Origin of the sequence: Nonlabens sp. Asnod3-A02 (assembly GCF_045063755.1) — a bacterium.
Taxonomy (GTDB): Bacteria; Bacteroidota; Bacteroidia; order Flavobacteriales; family Flavobacteriaceae; genus Nonlabens; species Nonlabens xylanidelens.
Genome location: NZ_JBEFOC010000007.1, coordinates 752,989 through 770,840, shown reverse-complemented (window position 1 = coordinate 770,840; position 17,852 = coordinate 752,989). Strand labels below are relative to the sequence as shown.

Below are 17,852 nucleotides of genomic sequence, written 5' to 3'. Positions count from 1 at the left end.
TTAAATAGAAAAGCTTAAAACAACAAAAGCCAGCAATTACTTGCTGGCTTTTTATTATATAAAATTAATAGAGATTAATCTACTACTATCTTTTGAGTAACTGTACGATTTCCGTCTACTATGTTTACTAAATACATACCAGCAGATACAGCACCTAAATTAATATTTTGATTGAAACTATTTGAAGTCTCATAAGATCTTTTAAATACAGATCTACCACTTAAATCAAATACGGTAATACCTACATTATTACTTGATGCGTTATCAAACAATACATTAAAGTTACCATTATTAGGGTTAGGGTATATAGACAAATTATCTAATTCAAATGACTCATTACTCAATGGAGTAATGTTTTGCACACATACTTCTAGTGACCAACTGTTCAATGTACCTAAATCTGCATCTCCGTTATCAGATACACGCAATGTCCAATCTCCATTTGCTGCAACTCCATTAAACACTGAAAAAGATTCAGAAGGAGCAAAATTACCTACAGTAGGCTGTCTACAAAGTATAGTCGCTCCACCATCTTCAAATGTAGCAGCTACATCATTTTGATTTGCACACTCTCTATTCCATGCAACAGCTTGATTACGACCTGAAGGGTCTGTAATTGAAAAAATCAAATCTTGTATGTAAGTATGTGAAATATCAACACCTAACTTTATACTTTCTATATTATCTGTAAGAGGAACATTTAAAGTAGACAATACACCTACTCTATTATTATCTGGAATTGCAGAATTCAAACTTCCTGATTGGTAAGTTGTACAAGTAATTTGAACATCTGCATTTATATTAAACTCTCTAGTATTTAAAGCAAAGAAAATATTACCAGCGCCCTCTATCATTATTCTACAACTTGGAGACACAATTCCTGAAGGAACAGTTAACGCATAAGAACCTGTATTAGGCACATTTGCTGCTAGTACGGTATCAAAATTTAAACCTCCATCAGTAGAAAGAAGTATGTTAACATTTGCAGTATTGATAGTATTTGCATCTGTACCAGCTACATCCCATGTAATATTTTCAACTGTATTAGGTAACCAAACAATGCCTCCTAAATTTTGAGATGTAACACGGAAAGGTCCTGCATTTGCATCTACTTGCACTATCATTTCATCACTATTTGTCTGACCACCTCGAGTATCATTATCTCTAACCGTTAAATCAAATGTTTGCACGCGACTAACAGAGGATAGTTTCTCCCATACTGTAGAACCTCCTCCATTAACTAGCAACTCTTCTAATCTAGGGATATATCTTACTTTATCAGAAGTACCTTCAAATGATCTCACCATAGGGCCTGTTGCATTTGTTTCTTGAGGTAAACCAGTAATAGTACTTAAATCATTTTGTTCCCATGTATAAGTATGTGTAGAAGTACCGTCTGCATCAGTAGAATTACCAACTAATTTATATGGAGTACTTCTAGGAATCACATAATCACTGTCTGCTATAGCAACAGGAGCTGAATTACCTGTTAAAGTTGTCTGAGCACAAGTACCTAAACCAGACGATATATTATTAAAAATACTATTCAAACTACCTTGATGAAAATATGCGTCACTATTATTTTGAACATTTTGTGGTGTACAAATACCAGCATATGCCATTATTGTTGATCCACTACCTGGTTCAAAAGCATTATTTGCAGATCTATTTCCTCCAGCACAATTTGCTGCATCACCGTTAAATGAATGTGGAGCACCCATTTGATGACCTAATTCATGAGCTACAAAATCAATATCAAAAGGATCACCCACTGGTGCAGCACTACCTGTTACACCTTGCGCTTTTCTATTCGTACATGGAGACGCTAGTGAAGCTAGCCCACCACCACCTGTAGAGAAAATATGACCTATATCATAGTTACCAAAACCTATAATAGCATCTATAGCAGCTTGATTTTCTCCTAAAATGGCACCTGGGGAACTATTTGAGAAATTATCTGAATCTATAGAAATTAACGCCGTATTATTAGCTACAAGAGTCATCGTTACACTTAAATCTCTCTCATAAATAAAGTTATTACGAGTCATAGTAACTATAATAGCCGCTACAACAGCATTTCTTTTAGCTAGAATAGGGTCGGTTGATACCACACCAGCTCTAAGCCAATGAAATTGAGAATACTCTACAGTGGTAGAGATAGCTAATCTAAAATCTCTTAACAAACCATCGTTTGCATTTTTAACATCAAAAGTATGCTCTGGACCAATAAATCTTTGATTCAGGTCATATGTGTCCTCAACATGACATTCCCAGTGATCACCATGATTAATTAAATCACTTTTCTTATAAACTACAACAGATGAATTATCAAAAGAATAGGAATCTACAAATTGAGTACCTAATCTAGGAGAAAACATCATTCCATGAAAACCCTGAGAGGTAATAGAAAATCTAACTTGACTATCTGCATCTTTTACACTTTGACCTACATAAGATCTAAAATCTGCATACTCAGCCTGTAACTCAGGAGACATTACACTTGCTTCTTTTACTCTAAAAAACTCTATTCCATTAGTGGTAGGGTATTCTATAATTACCGTAGACAGGTTTGAATCTACACCTCTTTGTGGTGCGTTTTGTAATTGAGCTTTAAGGGCTGAAAGATCAATTCTATAATAAGAAGCTACTGTTGGATCTGTTTTTCTAGTCCACTGTACCTCTGATGCGAGATCAGATTCAGTTACTTGTGACCAAGTACTTTTGCTTTTTTGAGCTGTTGATGGTAACATTGCACCAATTATAAATAGAAGTGCTGTCATCCATAACTTGTAATTTTTAAACATGCTTTGAATTTTAGAAAACAATAATAAGGGAAAATGATCACAATTTTGTGTTATCAACAGTCTAACTATTAATTTATAATGATATTTATAATTATGCTTTCGCGAAAGCGTAACTAAACAAAAAATAATTATCTATTTTTAAACTTTATTAAAAACATCTTACATGTATAAATACACGCTTCTAATTGCAATGATATTATTGATTTCATCCTGTAAATCTAATCAGCAAATCACCACAAAATCTGATCAAGAAATATCATGCCCTATAGACGGAACCTGTTCTTTTGAAGTACTTAAAAATAAAGAACTTTTAATTCTAGAAGATGAGTTTAAAAACACTTACCACGAATTAAAACCTGCAGATGGTAAAGTGGTTCTAAAATATGAATACAAGAGAAATACCAATCCTGAAATTAGTGATGATAATTATTCTGAAATAATTTTTATAGAAATAGACGAGAACATTACAGATTTAGATCTAACAGATCAGTTCTTAAGTAACGCCAAAGTCAGTTATAACAGACTATGCTTTTGTAGAGGAGCAACAGGAATTTATAAAGTAAAAAAGGGTCATCTTAAAATTTCTAAAGACGATAAAAAATATGAATTGGCTTTAGACTTTATGGTAGAAGAAGTGCCGCAAGTAGTCACTTCTATTAAGGAATCTTTTGAACTATAAGAAACCTAAGACTCTGCACTAGTTTTAAAGAGTTCTTCCTTAATTTTTATGGACCAGATTTCTTGAGCATCTTTTATTAATCCATGGTTAGTTTCTCGATCATAAGTAGACTGTAGTTGCTGACGATCTTTTTCAAACTTCCTAAAAATGAAATCAATTTCCTTTTTAGGATTTTTTTGAGGAACGTATTTTGTAAAAGCCGCTCTTAATTTACGCGCATATAACTCTGATATATCCCAATGCAATTGCTCATGGGCAAGTAATGCAGCGTTACTTTCATTGATATTTTTTTTCCAACTTAATTGAGGATAAAAATAACTAGTAACCTGTACATCTACCTTTAAATCACCATCTATACTTTTAGAAGAAAAACTATATCCCATACCACAATTAACACTCGCAAAATGATGAGCTCCCTGAGGCGGTACTCCTTTAAAATCTTGCCAAGTTAATTGAGAGTGTTCTTGATAAGAAAATCGTTCTCTTGGATCATCATTAAAATTAAATGATAATATAAGGAGGATACAAGAGAACAAAATCTTCATTTAGCTCCAGTTAAAAGTAATATTCTTAACAATATCTGGATGTAGACTATTGTGCACTGGGCAAGTATTCCCGACGCGTTCAAGAATTAATTGTGCTCTTTTATCACAACCACCCTTCATATCTAGCACTACATCTATTTGAGAAATACGTCGTGGATTAGCATCCATGATCTTAGTAACCTGTGCTTTACTACCAGAAAGCTCTATCCCCATATCGGCAGCTTTAATGCCCATTACAGTAAGCATACAACTGGCTAGACCAGTAGCAACTGTATCTGTAGGAGAGAAAGCCTCTCCTTTACCTTGATTATCTACAGGCGCATCTGTTAAGAATGAATTACCACTTTTAAGATGTGTAGATTCACATCTTAAATTACCTTTATACTCTACAGTAGAAGTCATAGTTACTCTTTATTAGTAATAGTATTAATATCTAATTCTTTGATGCTTAGATCTTCTTGATACTGCAAGATATACATCGCCTCATTATAAAAACCAGAAGATGACTTTTTAGAATAATCAAACTTATTCTCTGTCATAACAGTTCTTCCATTTCTCATTGCGCTTTCATAAAGGTCTGAAGAGCTAGCCTGTCTTAAAATAAGATCCAGAGTAACATCAAAACCTCTTACCGCATAAGAATTAGGCGTGATACTATGTGTAGAATAATACTTTTTTATAAAAGAATTATCCTCTTCACTTTCTTTATACATACTAGGATACACAAAGTTTAATTGTGCCAACTTTGCATTAGGCAAATCCATTTCTTCAAAGTTATCTAAACCGAACATCGTTATCTTATGAGAGTCTGCTTTTGCCGAATAATTTGTGATGGCATCAGTAATAAAACCAACATTATCTACTGCCAGTATAACTACATTCTCAACATCTGCTTGAAGTTCTTTAATATAGTTAATGCTGAAAATGTAATTCTTTTTTGAATTAGGCACTAACACATTTGCTGATGGTAATATAGAAGTGAATTCATTTCTCAATTTAGGATTATTATTATCTGTAACGATAATTACATGTTTTCCTTTGGAGTATGCTACTATATAATCCTTAAACTGTTGTTTTAGCATATCATTACTAGGTCTAGCCTGAAATAAATTGCGATACAGTTTTACATTAGTATTAGTTAGAGGTGATATAACAGGAACATCAATACGCTTTATTTCCTTTGCCGTTTCCACAACGTTATCAGACATAAGCGGTCCTAAAACTGCATTATAATCAGAAAAATCCGTCGCATTAAGAATGTTCTTAGTAGTCTGTAGGCTCTTTTGAGTATCATAGACATCATAATCTACAGGGATACCTAACGCATTTGCACTGTCCACAGCTATTTTTACACCACTGTAAAAATCCAAAGCAATACGCATAGTTCTATCTGCTTTTAAAAGATCTCGATTTGCGTTTCCATCTGTCTTGTGAATTGAAAATGGTAGCATAACAGCAATGCGCTGTCTTTTAAAATTCCTCAAACTATCTATCAATCTAGCTGTGGTATTTACACTTGATTTCACGACTACTTCTTTTCCATAATCCGGATTAGGAATAGTCACTTTCATACCTTCTTTAAGTCCATCTTTTAATTGTGGATTAAGAACTAGTAAAGAATCCTCACTTATACCAGACAGCTTCTTTAATGAATACATACCCATCTTTTTAGGTATAGTATACTCTACCATTAACGGTTGCTCATTTTTAGAATCAGAAATTACTTGTTCCGGCATTGAATCTGCATCAACAGTAATTCCTTTAGGCACATTTAAAATCATTCCAGGACGCAAATCTTTAACATCAGGATTAAGCTCTAAAAGCTCCTTAGCCTTGATACCATGTTTTGTGGCAATACCATACATTCCTTCACTAGGCTTTACTAAATATTTACCATCTGGTAAGTTTGTAGGGTCTAAAACAGGTTCCTTAGGTTCTGAATCTTGAACAGAAAGCTCTACCTCTTCAAAAATTGGTATTTGTATCTTATCTCCTTTTCTTAAAGGATTTGAATACAGCTCTTTATTTGCCTCCTTAATATCTAACTCTGTGATATTATATTTTTTTGAAAGGCTATAAAGTGTCTCTTTGCGTCTTACTCTGTGCTTTTTATACTTTTCTACTCTTCTTTGAGTAAGTACGGTATTTTGAGCTGGTATTAAAAGTACCTGACCATACTTTAATCCCGACTTTAAATCAGGATTAAGCTCTAATAATTGCTCAGAAGTTACTTTATATTTTTGAGTAAGAGTATAGATAGTCTCTCCTTGCTCTACCGTATGTTGTTTGTAATTTTGCATGAATGCGGCATCCGCTTTCGCGAAAGCGAAACACAAACAAATTATTATAAATATATTTTTCATCTTGTTTTTATTCCCATTCTATAGTTGCTGGCGGCTTTGAACTGATATCATACACCACTCTATTAACGCCTTTAACTTTATTTATTATTTCATTACTAGTTGCCTGCAAAAACTCATAAGGTAAGTTTACCCAGTCTGCAGTCATACCGTCTGTACTTTCTACCGCTCTTAAAGCGACACACTTTTCATAAGTACGCTCATCTCCCATTACTCCTACGCTATTTACTGGCAATAAAATAGCGCCGGCTTGCCATACCTTATCGTATAAATCCCATTTTTTTAAATTATTTATAAAAACAGCATCAACTTCTTGAAGTATACTTACTTTTTCTGGTGTGATATCTCCTAGAATTCTAATAGCTAGCCCTGGTCCAGGAAATGGATGTCTACCTAAAAGCTCTGCAGCCATACCCATAGATTTACCTACTCTACGTACTTCATCTTTAAATAGTGCTTTTAAAGGCTCTACAATTTTAAGCTTCATGAAGTCTGGTAATCCACCAACATTGTGATGTGATTTTATAGTCGCACTAGGCCCACCGGTTGCACTTACACTTTCTATCACATCTGGATAGATAGTACCTTGTGCGAGCCAGGTTACATTTTTAACCTCGTGTGCCTCATCATCAAAAACTTCTATAAATACACGTCCTATTGCTTTACGTTTTAATTCTGGATCACTTAATCCTTTAAGGGCAACCATAAATCGTGCCGAAGCGTCTACTCCTTTTACGTTAAGTCCCATACCTTCATATTGCTTTAAGACTTGAGTGTACTCATCTTTACGCAATAATCCATTATTTACAAAAATACAGTAGAGATTTTTACCTATCGCTTTGTGCAATAACATCGCTGCAACCGAAGAATCTACTCCTCCAGAAAGACCTAAAACCACACGATCTTCTCCGATTTGTTTTTGTAATTGATCTACAGTTTCTTCAACAAAACTATCTGGAGTCCAGTCTGGTGTAACGTTTGCAATCTTTATTAAGAAATTCTCTAACAGCTGCTTACCATCTGTAGAATGATATACCTCTGGATGAAACTGTATCGCATAGGTAGATTCACCTTGTATTTTGTAGGCTGCATTTTTTACGTCATGAGTACTAGCGAGTAACATACCGTTTTCTGGCAATTGCTTAATCGTATCACTATGACTCATCCATACTTGACTACCAGCTTCTATACCTTCTAAGAACAAATCATTTTCTACAAAAGATAAATTTGCACGACCATATTCTCTAGTGCTAGACGCACCTACTTCACCTCCATGAAAATGTGCTAAATACTGCGCGCCATAACAAACTCCCAGAAGAGGCTTCTTACCTCTTATTTCATTAAGATCTACATGAAAAGCGTCTTCAGATCTTACAGACATAGGACTGCCGGAAAGAATGATAGCTTTATACTGATCTAAATCTGTAGGAACTTTGTTGAAAGGGTGGATTTCAGAATAGATGTTTAATTCTCTTACTCTGCGCGCAATTAATTGTGTGTATTGCGATCCAAAATCTAATATTAATATCTTGTCGTGTTGCATGAGCAAATTTACTTTTTTAATATCTAAAGTTTAAGGATATGACACACTTTTGTTAACGTGTTTTCAAAAGAAAAATCAGGTCTCTTATTAGCTTTCTAGACTGTCACAATTCTATGACACTAAATCTCTGATCTAGAGGATCTAGACTTTCTTTAATTTTAGAAATAAAAGAAGGCCCGTATTCTTGATAAAATAATGAAAAGTTAGTTTGTCTTTCTTGTAAACTATCATTAGGAAACAACTCTTTTTTAAGCTCCAGTGCTCTATCTAAATGATCTTTAAGTTTTCTCTTTTGTGCTTTTAGCAGTCTAGACTCTAGATGTTCTAGACCTTTAATTTGCTTATGCTCTTGAGCCTTTACCGCATTTTCAAAAGACTGCTCTGTTAAACTTGCAATTTTAAAAAGTTCTTCAAACTGCTTTTTAAGATGTTCTTTTTGAGTAGTAAAATCTATCTCTATGTCGCTTATTTTATTAGTTAAGAGCGTCGTTAACTCATGATCTTCTTTAAATAAATCCCAGATCTCTAATTTTAACCTGTTTACTTTATCTAATTGCTTTGAGGTAACTAATAAAGCAGAGTTGCGCATGAGTAGTATAGGAAATGTTACTTGTTGCGAATTAAAATACTGCTTCAATTCTAACCAGTATGCCATCTCACCACCACCACCTATATAACACAAATTAGGAAGCACCACTTCTTGATAAAGTGGCCTCATAATAACATTAGGTGAAAATCTTTCTGGATGATCTTGTAATTCTTTAAGAATCTCTTCTTTTGTAAATCTAATATCTGTATCGTCTATAGAATAAGAACCATCTTTTTCTATTATACGTTTGCGATAAGAATCAGTTAAGTAGAATAAATTAATCTCTCGAGGATTAACTTGTACTTTATATTCATGTGGCCAGCTATCTAAAGTATGACTCACCTCCTTAAAACTAGTCTGGGAGATTAATTCTTCTTTAAAATAAGGAATTGCAAGTGCTTTTAATATACTATCATCTGCATCTAGAATTACGAGGCCATCTTCTTTAAATAATTCATGCGCTATTACTCTAGTCGCATTTGCAAGGTTAGAATTATTTAAATACCCTTTTTCAAAAAGACTTATTACTTTTTGAGCATTGTCATGTTTACCTAACAGTTTTTTAAAAACTTCTAGAACATCTTCTAGACCATCTGTAGAAAGCCTTCCTACACCACCATAAGAATCACGGTTATAAACTACCTTTTTATCACCATAATTAAAATATTGAATCTCTTCAAAATCATGATCTTCAGTTGCCATCCAGTATACCGGAACAAAATTATACTCTGGATATTTATGTGATAGTGTTTTACATAAATTAATGGTAGATATTATTTTATATAAAAAATATAATGGTCCTGTAAATAAATTAAGCTGGTGCCCAGTAGTTACGGTAAACGTATGTTGTTTACCCAGCAAATCAATGTTTAATTGCGTTTTATCTTTATCTTCTATACTCTCGTACTGCGACACAAGTACGTCTTGCAAGACTTCTCTTCTATTCTGTAGTGGATCCCATTCCTTTTTTTTATCAACTATCTGATCTCTAAAATTGTCTAATTTTGGAAATCGATGATATAAAGGTTTTACATGTTCTTTTTGATCGAGATAATCAGACATTAAATCTGAAAAATATCTAATAGACGTGTAAGATTGGTGTTTTGAACTCATAGATTTATAGTCTCCTCAAATATAGGAGTTGAACTGTGAAATAAATCCTAAGATTTTAAAGTAAGTAGGATCTTAATGCATGTTTCGCTTTCGCGAAAGCGAAACACACCATCTAATTATAATTAAGATTATTTAAAATCTGTTTTATTTTATACTTTAGGTCTTCACCGGTGTCGTAAATCATTTGCTCATCTGTCGGAAAGTTCACAGATCTAGGATTCAAAGTTTCTAGATAATTTGCATCAAGAGCTCTTCTATCCCCATAAACAGAACCATAGATATAGGTGAAAATAAAGTTACTAGCTACAGGAAAACGATCTACTGTTTGCGATGTTCTATTATCAATTAACTGAACAACTGCATTAACGTTTGATTCTTTAAATTGCGTATTTTGAACGACGCTAGCCTTAATGGTGACAAATTTATCTCTTTTTATATCGTTACCTAAACTGTCCTTTTTTACGTTGCCATTTGCATCATATTCATAGATATAGCCATCTTGTACGAGTCTTTCTTTATGCAACTCTTTTTTAGAAACTTGTTCTGGAGACATCACAATGCGGTCTATAATTATATCTATGTTATAATCATAATCCAACTCTACTATCTCGTTGTTATGATATTGAGTCCACTGATCGTTAATACCATAAGTAGAAAAATTAAGTAATTCTTCTTCTAGCAATTGTGGCAATACTGTTTGTGACTGATTTTTAAGATTTACCATAATGTAATGAGTTCCTTTCTCTAGGGCTTTTTTCATTAAATCACGAGTATCTTTAAAATTAGGATTTATTTTCTCTAAATAAATCAAATCATTATAGACATTTCTTGCTTCTATAGTATTTGCAGTTCTCAGAGCCATTTTTGAATTATTAAGTAAATAATCAGAAAGGTCATTTTTAGATGCAATTATATTAGCATTGTAATTTTCAAAGTCAAAATCAACTGTTTCATTCTCTTTTATCAAGGTTAAAGGCAACAAAGGTTTTATCTTATCCTGTCGTTGATCCATACCTACATAAGTTTCATATATAGATTCTAGTACAGCAGGATTATTATCTAACTGCCACCTTTGTAATAAAACCTGATCCTGAGCAACTGCCTTCATATAGGCTTGCTTTAAAAGAGGTATGTATTCTTGATTTCTTTTGGCTGTTTTACCTTCTATTAATTTATTAACAGCGATATCTATCGCTTGGTCATAGTTACCTTGGTTTAAAGCAGTTTCTGTTTCTTTTAAACTACTACACGAGATAATTAAGACAGTAAACAGAAGGTAAATTATAGTTTTTTTCATTTACTTTTTCTTAGGCTCATAAATAGGTAGAAGAGTATTAGATACTTCTCCAAACCCTATACGTAGTTCTCCTTTATGACAGTAACCTCTCATAGTAACGGTATCATAATCTTGAATGAATTTACGCTCTGTACCATCATTAAGTTGGATAGGCTTTTCACCTCTCCAGCTTAATTCTAACATCGAACCATAAGAATCCTTAGTAGGTCCTGAAATAGTACCGCTTCCCATTAAATCACCACTATTAACAGAACAACCGTTTACCGTATGATGCGCTAGTTGTTGTGAAATATTCCAATAAAGATGTTTAAAGTTTGATTTACAGACTGTGGTAGGTGTTCCTTGTTGTGGTGTAATATCTACCTCTAGATTGATATCAAAACTGCTATCTTCTTTTGAATCTAGATAATCTAAAACTGGTTTCTCGCGTTTAGGACTATTAGTTCTAAAAGGCTCTAATGCATCTAACGTTACAATCCATGGAGAGATAGAACTCGCAAAGTTTTTTGCTAAAAATGGTCCTAGTGGCACATATTCCCACTTTTGAATATCTCTTGCGCTCCAGTCGTTAAGAATAACCATACCAAAAATATAATCCTCTGCCTCATTAACAGGCACTGGATGTCCTAAATTATTAGCATCTGTTGTAATGAATGCCATTTCTAATTCAAAGTCTACTAATTTAGATGGACCAAATACTGGTTGCTCTGACCCTGCTGGCATAGTCTGACCTTGTGGTCGGTGTATAGAAATATTAGAAGGTATAACAGAACTAGATCTACCATGATAAGCTACTGGCATGTGTAACCAATTTGGTAAAAGAGCATTATCAGGATCTCTAAACATTGTACCTACATTTGTAGCATGCTCTTTACTACTATAGAAATCAGTATAATCACCTATTAAAACAGGTAACTGCATCTCCACTTCGTCGATAGGAAAGATTATACGGTCTCTATCAGATTTATTATCACGTAATTCAGAATTTTCTTTATCAAAGATATCACCTATTCTATTGCGCACAAGACGCCACGTTTTCTTCCCGTCAGAAATAAAATCATTAAGTGTGTCCTGCATAAACATATCGTCAGTTAATGGCACACTCTCAAAGTAACCCATCTCCTGCAATGCACCTAGATCTATGGCATAATCGCCTATTCTAGTACCTATAGTAATAACGTTATCCCTAGTAAGGAAAACGCCGAATGGTATATTTTGAATAGGGAAATGAGTATCTCTATTATATCCTATCCATGAACTTCTCTTTGGGTCATTTGTTTTATTAGGCATCTGTATCTTGATTTCTTGTTAAAAAGTAGTATTCAAATATATTATATAAGAATTGGTTGATAGCATATGTAGCTTATTTTTGTAACAAAATATTTAAAATGGCTTACAACGATAATGAAATCTTTAACTTGATTGAAGATGAGAGAATCCGTCAAACAAAAGGTATCGAATTAATTGCTAGTGAAAACTATGTAAGTGATGATGTACTTGCTGCTGCAGGTTCTATTTTAACTAACAAATATGCCGAAGGATATCCTGGAAAAAGATATTATGGAGGATGCGAGGTAGTCGATGAAATAGAGAATATCGCTATCGACAGAGCTAAAGAATTATTTAATGCAGAATATATAAATGTGCAACCACACTCTGGTAGCCAGGCTAACACAGCTGTATATCATGCCTGTTTGAATCCTGGAGATAAAATTCTAGGTTTTGATCTATCTCATGGAGGTCACCTAACACATGGTTCACCAGTTAACTTTTCAGGTAAACTCTACAAAAACGCCTTTTACGGTGTTGAAAAAGAAACTGGTAGATTAGACTACGATAAAATAGAAGAAATAGCTGTAAAAGAACAGCCTAAACTAATTATCGCTGGTGCTTCAGCTTATAGTAGAGAAATAGATTATAAAAGGTTTAGAGATATCGCAGACAAAGTAGGTGCAATTCTTATGGCAGACATTGCACATCCTGCAGGTCTTATCGCCAAAGGAATCATGATGGACGCAGTAGTTCATGCACACATTTGCACAACTACTACACATAAAACTTTGAGAGGTCCTAGAGGAGGAATGATTATAATGGGTAAAGATTTTGAAAATCCATTCGGTCAGAAATTAAAAAATGGAAACTTAAAGAAAATGTCTAGCTTACTAAACAGTGGGGTATTTCCAGGTAATCAAGGTGGACCTTTAGAACACATTATAGCAGCGAAAGCAGTAGCGTTTAAAGAGGCACTTTCAGAAGATTTCTTACACTACATGGTTCAAGTAAAGAAAAATGCAGAAGTTATGGCAGCAGAATTTGTTGCTAGAGGTTATGATATTATTTCAGGTGGTACAGATAATCACATGATGCTTATAGACCTAGGAAATAAAAACATTAACGGTAAAGAAGCAGAGGCATTACTAGGACAAATACACATCACTGTAAACAAAAACATGGTTCCTTTTGATACAGAGTCTCCATTTGTAACCAGTGGAATTCGTATTGGTACAGCAGCAATAACGACTAGAGGTCTAAAAGAAGATAGTATGAAAACTATCGTTGATCTAATAGATCGTTGTTTAACAGGTAATCCAGATAATTTATCTAAACTAGAAGACGAAGTATACACCCTAACTGAAGGCTTGCCATTATTCAAATCTTAAAGTTAAAAACATATTCTTCACTCGATTATTTAAAGCAATGCTTGCATTATGATCGTAGTAAATCAAAGCTCAATAACGTCACTGGCGTACTTGAGCTTTTTTTTTGTGCTCATATATACTCAAACTATAACGGCAACCCAAAATTAATATTTGACAGTTTAAATTTTTAATATCGCTGTCGCGAAAGTGAAATACCGAACAACTTAAGTGGCAAAAGCCAACCCATTAAATAAGAAATAAAATATCCTAGCTTCTTGAATAGTTTAGTAATCTACTCAAAATAACGAAATCAAAAAAAACAAAATATTTCTATTATCAAATTGAGTAATGAGTAATGAGTAATGAAACCAAAAAAAATTATAATTTAACAATTCCTATACTACAACTGTTTTCTCTACTAGAAACAACTATTTTTTTTTCATTATAATACAATTCAAGATTTAATTACAAAATCTTTTATCTAGATTGAATAAAAAATTTAAGACAGAAACTATTATCAACATATGTTTTTCTTAGAAATCTTCGAAAATTTAAGCTTATAAATTTTTCTGATCTTGATATCATATGCTTATTCTACTTTGTCAACTAGCATATCAAAAACTATTACTTTCTTAATTGATCATTCTACTAGATGTTCAACTCTAGTTTTTGATTCAAAAGCGATAATTTAGTATTTAGGTGTTCTCTAAATAAATTACACACATATACGTTTCCTAAATCAAAAGTTTCATATTTATCCAAGCATAAGGTAATTCTTAATCAAACTAGATTATAACATTTTAATATAGGAATACAATCTAATAAGTTGTCCTGTTTCATTTTATTCCACAACCTGATACTCAAAAAAAAGCGAAAGGAACTTAGAGGTACCATACACATAACTAATAATTACAAGTGTTTCCATTACACTGTAGTTTTATTGTGTATCAATGTAAGGATAAGACATGTATAAACAAAAAAAACCCTTGTCTAATTGACAAGGGTTTAAAAGAAGGCGGCGACATACTCTCCCACAAATAGCAGTACCATCTGCGCAAATGGGCTTAACTTCTCTGTTCGGAAAGGTAANTACGCTATAAAATTTTAATTTGTTCCTATTGCGAACTAAAATTACTCTACTCCATAGCCATGAAAAATATAAAGCAATCTCTAGGATAAACAAATTAACAATTTTAAGACTCCCAAACTACTAATTGGCCTGAACGGGCAAAGGTGTAAAACGCCTCGTCTTAAATCCGGTGCATACTTGCTTTTGTCATGCTGCCACAAATAACTGGCGTGAACAAAGCATAAAGCTTATCAGGCGTTTTAAAGGCTACCTGTGAGGCTGTATAATTCAAAATTAGTCTATCTTTAAAATCCTAAATCAATATCTCTAACATTGGGCCCCAAAGCAAAACGCCTCACACGCCTTATACCTTTGCCCGTTACCCACAATTATGAAAAACATCCTGCTGACATTTATAATCACAATTCTTTTAAAAGGATGTAATGATGTTTCAAAGCGGAATTCCGAAAAGACAACGATTGAATATTATAAAAATCAGACTGAATTTAAAAGGGTAACACATTACAAAGACTTTGATAGTGTTCATTACTTTTATCGAAATGGTAATGTTTTCAAAAGAGGAAAACAGCTCAATGAAAAACAAAAATTTGGAAATTGGGTTTTATCCGATAAAGATGGAAATTTAAGGGAAATTAGGGAATGGTTTCCTTTCAAAGGTAATTCAAGACTGAACAGAATTTGGCATTTAAACAAAAGCGGAGATACGCTTGCTTGGCGAAGTGAAGACGGAATATATCAACAGAAAGAATTCATAAATGATACTGTAAGTCGCAGAGCTACAGTTTATGATATTATATTTTTCAATCGAGATACTCTAAAAATGGACGAACCTCTAATCGGAACTGTCGAAATATTTTCTCACTTAATAAGAGACCATCCAGCTAATACAAGAGTTTTATTAGCAAGAGAGGAAAACAATTATAACTACGATTTCTCAAACGAAAAAGAAGTTAAATTAGACACTTTTTACGACCTAACGAAAGACACAATAAATCAAAAATGGTTTAAAGGCGCTGAATTTAGAGATTTAGCGACATTTGGACAATGGTACGAAACTGTTGGAGAGAAAACATTACGAGGATTTTATCAGCAATATTTTATGGGTCCAACTGAATTAGATGAGGACGGAATGAAAATCGATAGTATCATTGGACCAAAAACTTATTTTGAACATAAATTTGTTGTTATTGACAGTATTGCGAAAAAATAACTGTGGGCAACAGTGTATAAAAAACATAGGGCATTTGTGGCTTAACCGAAAGTTTGGGAATATTTACAAAGACCGCTAAATATAAAATTTGGCGTTTATAGTAGAAAAGATAAAAGCAAAATATTTATATTTAGCTAAGTAATAAACCGAAACGAAAGTGCTTATTAACTGCCCTACGTTTCATATACGGAGACGTTGTATGTCATTAAAAAAAATGCGAACTAAAATATGATAAAAGAAGGCATAACTGGTTTTAACTGTTCCGATTTGCACGACTTAGACCATAAGCTTGAGTCTTTAAAAGTAAGCATTTTGAGTTTGAAAAAATTTAAAATAAAGACAGTATACGACCAAAATGAATCCAGTAATTATGTTCGAATAAAGCTTCGTGATTATATTGAAAACACAGAAATAGATTTACTTATAAATGTTCAATATGGATACTCCTGTGCTGTAACAAATGAGAGCTCTTGGATGAATCTTAAATTTATCGACATCCCGACTATTTTAGAAAATAAAGTAAAAGATATATTCCCTTGTTTGAAACCTGAATATTTAAATTCAAAATTGAACGATATGGATATTAGAAATTTATCTAAAGTAGAAAGAAAACAGGTAGAATATTGGAAGTCTGAAACAAAAGGAGAAGTAATCTTTAATGGATATGATTAAAAAACTGTTTATCAATTCTAAAAAACAAAACATTAAACAATAAAATGAATATTAACCTTCTTGTAATTAGAACTGAAAAACCTGAAATATTGAAAAATCAATATGAAAAAATTGGTTTTGAATTTGACTATCATCAACACGGAAAAGGTCCTTTTCATTATGCCTCTGAACAAAATGGTTTTGTTTTTGAAATTTATCCTTTGACTAAATCAATGACAAAAGCGGATGGAAATCTTAGGCTAGGGTTTGACATATCTAATTTAAGTTCTGTTATTGATAAACTAAGAGGAACTGACTGGATAATAAAATCTGATATTAAAGAAACTGAATGGGGAATAATAGCAGTTATTCAAGATTTAGATGGACGAAAAATAGAATTGAAGAATAAGTAAAACGCCATACAACAAGGTATAAAAAACATAGGGCGTTTGTGGCTTAACCGAAAGGTCTGTGCATATTAACAAAGTCCGCTAAATATAAAATTTGGCGTTTATAAAAGAAAAGATAAAAGCAAAATATTTATATTTAGCTAAGTTATAAACCGAAACAAAAGTGCTTATTAACTGCCCTACGTTTCTTATACGGTAACGTTGTAAACAATACGAATGAAACCGATTTTCAAAATAATACTTATTGCTTTTTTGACTATTTGCAGTTGCAAAACCAAGCAAATTGAAAAAATAGAACCGAATACAAATGCACCAAAAGTTGAGTTTTCGGAATATGATTTAGGCGAAAGTGATTTACCTAAATTGAAAAGACAAGTAAATGATTATGAATTTGTCTTTACTATGGAGCAATTGGAAAATTTGACTCTGAAAATTCGTGAATTTGAACAAAACACAACAAATCAAATAGCAATTGTTTCCATAAAATCTATTGGAAAATACACAGACTTTGACAAGTTTGCTATTGATTTATCAAATTATAACGGAATTGGATTAAAAGAAAAAGATAACGGACTTTCTATTGTGTTCAGTAAAAACTTGAGAAAAATAAGAATTTCGACAGGAATTGGAACTGAAAAAATTCTGACTGACGAAATTTGTAAAAATATAATTGACCAAACTATTATCCCTGAATTTAAAGACGGAAATTATTACAACGGAATTGAAAAAGGTTTGACGGAATTAATAGCAAAATGGAAATAAAGTACTGTTTACAACAAAGAACTGTGGTAAAAAACAAGCGAATTTCACTTAATTTCTAACCAATACACTTCTATATCCATCATCGTATATTAATCCTGATTTTGCTATGGCAAAAGCCTGTTTTAAGACTCCCAAACTACTAATTGGCCTGAACGGGCAA

At 32.8% G+C, this 17,852-nt stretch carries 14 protein-coding genes; 6 read left to right on the top strand and 8 right to left on the bottom strand.

Translation table 11 applies throughout. The annotated features are described in order from the left end of the window. Positions 1 to 74: 74 nt before the first annotated feature. Positions 75 to 2,804 (bottom strand): reprolysin-like metallopeptidase, encoded by a 2,730-nt coding sequence (locus tag ACJJVN_RS06900; RefSeq protein WP_405377586.1) that lies wholly within the window; start codon positions 2,802 to 2,804, stop codon positions 75 to 77. A 163-nt stretch (positions 2,805 to 2,967) separates the two neighbouring features. Here ACJJVN_RS06900 and ACJJVN_RS06895 point away from each other — a divergent pair, with 163 nt between their 5' ends. Beyond that, on the top strand, positions 2,968 to 3,483 hold the full coding sequence (locus tag ACJJVN_RS06895) for a hypothetical protein (protein WP_405377585.1): 516 nt from the start codon (positions 2,968 to 2,970) through the stop codon (positions 3,481 to 3,483). Positions 3,484 to 3,488: 5 nt separating this feature from the next. Here the strand turns inward: ACJJVN_RS06895 and ACJJVN_RS06890 are convergent, their stop codons facing one another. The 7 genes from ACJJVN_RS06890 to fahA form a co-directional block, all read right to left on the bottom strand. Next, positions 3,489 to 4,028: a DUF922 domain-containing protein gene (locus ACJJVN_RS06890; RefSeq protein WP_405369222.1), complete on the bottom strand. Its 540-nt coding sequence runs from the start codon at positions 4,026 to 4,028 to the stop codon at positions 3,489 to 3,491. After that, positions 4,029 to 4,430 (bottom strand): OsmC family protein, encoded by a 402-nt coding sequence (locus ACJJVN_RS06885; protein WP_104516188.1) that lies wholly within the window; start codon positions 4,428 to 4,430, stop codon positions 4,029 to 4,031. It lies immediately after the preceding gene. A gap of 2 nt (positions 4,431 to 4,432) precedes the next feature. Next, a complete protein-coding gene (locus ACJJVN_RS06880) occupies positions 4,433 to 6,391 on the bottom strand; it encodes a LysM peptidoglycan-binding domain-containing protein (protein WP_405377584.1) in 1,959 nt (652 codons plus the stop codon). 7 nt (positions 6,392 to 6,398) lie between these two features. Then, complete coding sequence (gene guaA / locus ACJJVN_RS06875) at positions 6,399 to 7,931, bottom strand: glutamine-hydrolyzing GMP synthase (RefSeq protein WP_405377583.1); 1,533 nt, start codon at positions 7,929 to 7,931, stop codon at positions 6,399 to 6,401. A 103-nt stretch (positions 7,932 to 8,034) separates the two neighbouring features. Continuing rightward, complete coding sequence (bshC, locus tag ACJJVN_RS06870; RefSeq protein ID WP_405377582.1) at positions 8,035 to 9,633, bottom strand: bacillithiol biosynthesis cysteine-adding enzyme BshC; 1,599 nt, start codon at positions 9,631 to 9,633, stop codon at positions 8,035 to 8,037. A gap of 112 nt (positions 9,634 to 9,745) precedes the next feature. Next, complete coding sequence (locus tag ACJJVN_RS06865; protein ID WP_405377581.1) at positions 9,746 to 10,930, bottom strand: hypothetical protein; 1,185 nt, start codon at positions 10,928 to 10,930, stop codon at positions 9,746 to 9,748. Further along, positions 10,931 to 12,220: a fumarylacetoacetase gene (gene fahA, locus ACJJVN_RS06860; RefSeq protein ID WP_104516183.1), complete on the bottom strand. Its 1,290-nt coding sequence runs from the start codon at positions 12,218 to 12,220 to the stop codon at positions 10,931 to 10,933. A gap of 98 nt (positions 12,221 to 12,318) precedes the next feature. Here fahA and glyA point away from each other — a divergent pair, with 98 nt between their 5' ends. From glyA to ACJJVN_RS06835, 5 genes are all read left to right on the top strand, one after another. Next, positions 12,319 to 13,590: a serine hydroxymethyltransferase gene (glyA, locus tag ACJJVN_RS06855; RefSeq protein ID WP_405377580.1), complete on the top strand. Its 1,272-nt coding sequence runs from the start codon at positions 12,319 to 12,321 to the stop codon at positions 13,588 to 13,590. Positions 13,591 to 15,029: 1,439 nt separating this feature from the next. Further along, a complete protein-coding gene (locus ACJJVN_RS06850; RefSeq protein WP_405368090.1) occupies positions 15,030 to 15,869 on the top strand; it encodes a hypothetical protein in 840 nt (279 codons plus the stop codon). Between the two features lie 228 nt (positions 15,870 to 16,097). Then, a complete protein-coding gene (locus tag ACJJVN_RS06845; RefSeq protein WP_405377579.1) occupies positions 16,098 to 16,541 on the top strand; it encodes a hypothetical protein in 444 nt (147 codons plus the stop codon). Between the two features lie 44 nt (positions 16,542 to 16,585). Beyond that, positions 16,586 to 16,933, top strand: coding sequence for a VOC family protein (locus ACJJVN_RS06840; RefSeq protein ID WP_303558722.1), 348 nt, complete (start codon positions 16,586 to 16,588; stop codon positions 16,931 to 16,933). A gap of 213 nt (positions 16,934 to 17,146) precedes the next feature. Continuing rightward, positions 17,147 to 17,692 carry a TPM domain-containing protein gene (locus ACJJVN_RS06835; RefSeq protein WP_405377578.1) on the top strand — a complete coding sequence of 182 codons (546 nt, stop codon included), beginning with the start codon at positions 17,147 to 17,149 and terminating at the stop codon, positions 17,690 to 17,692. The last annotated feature ends 160 nt before the right edge of the window (positions 17,693 to 17,852 follow it).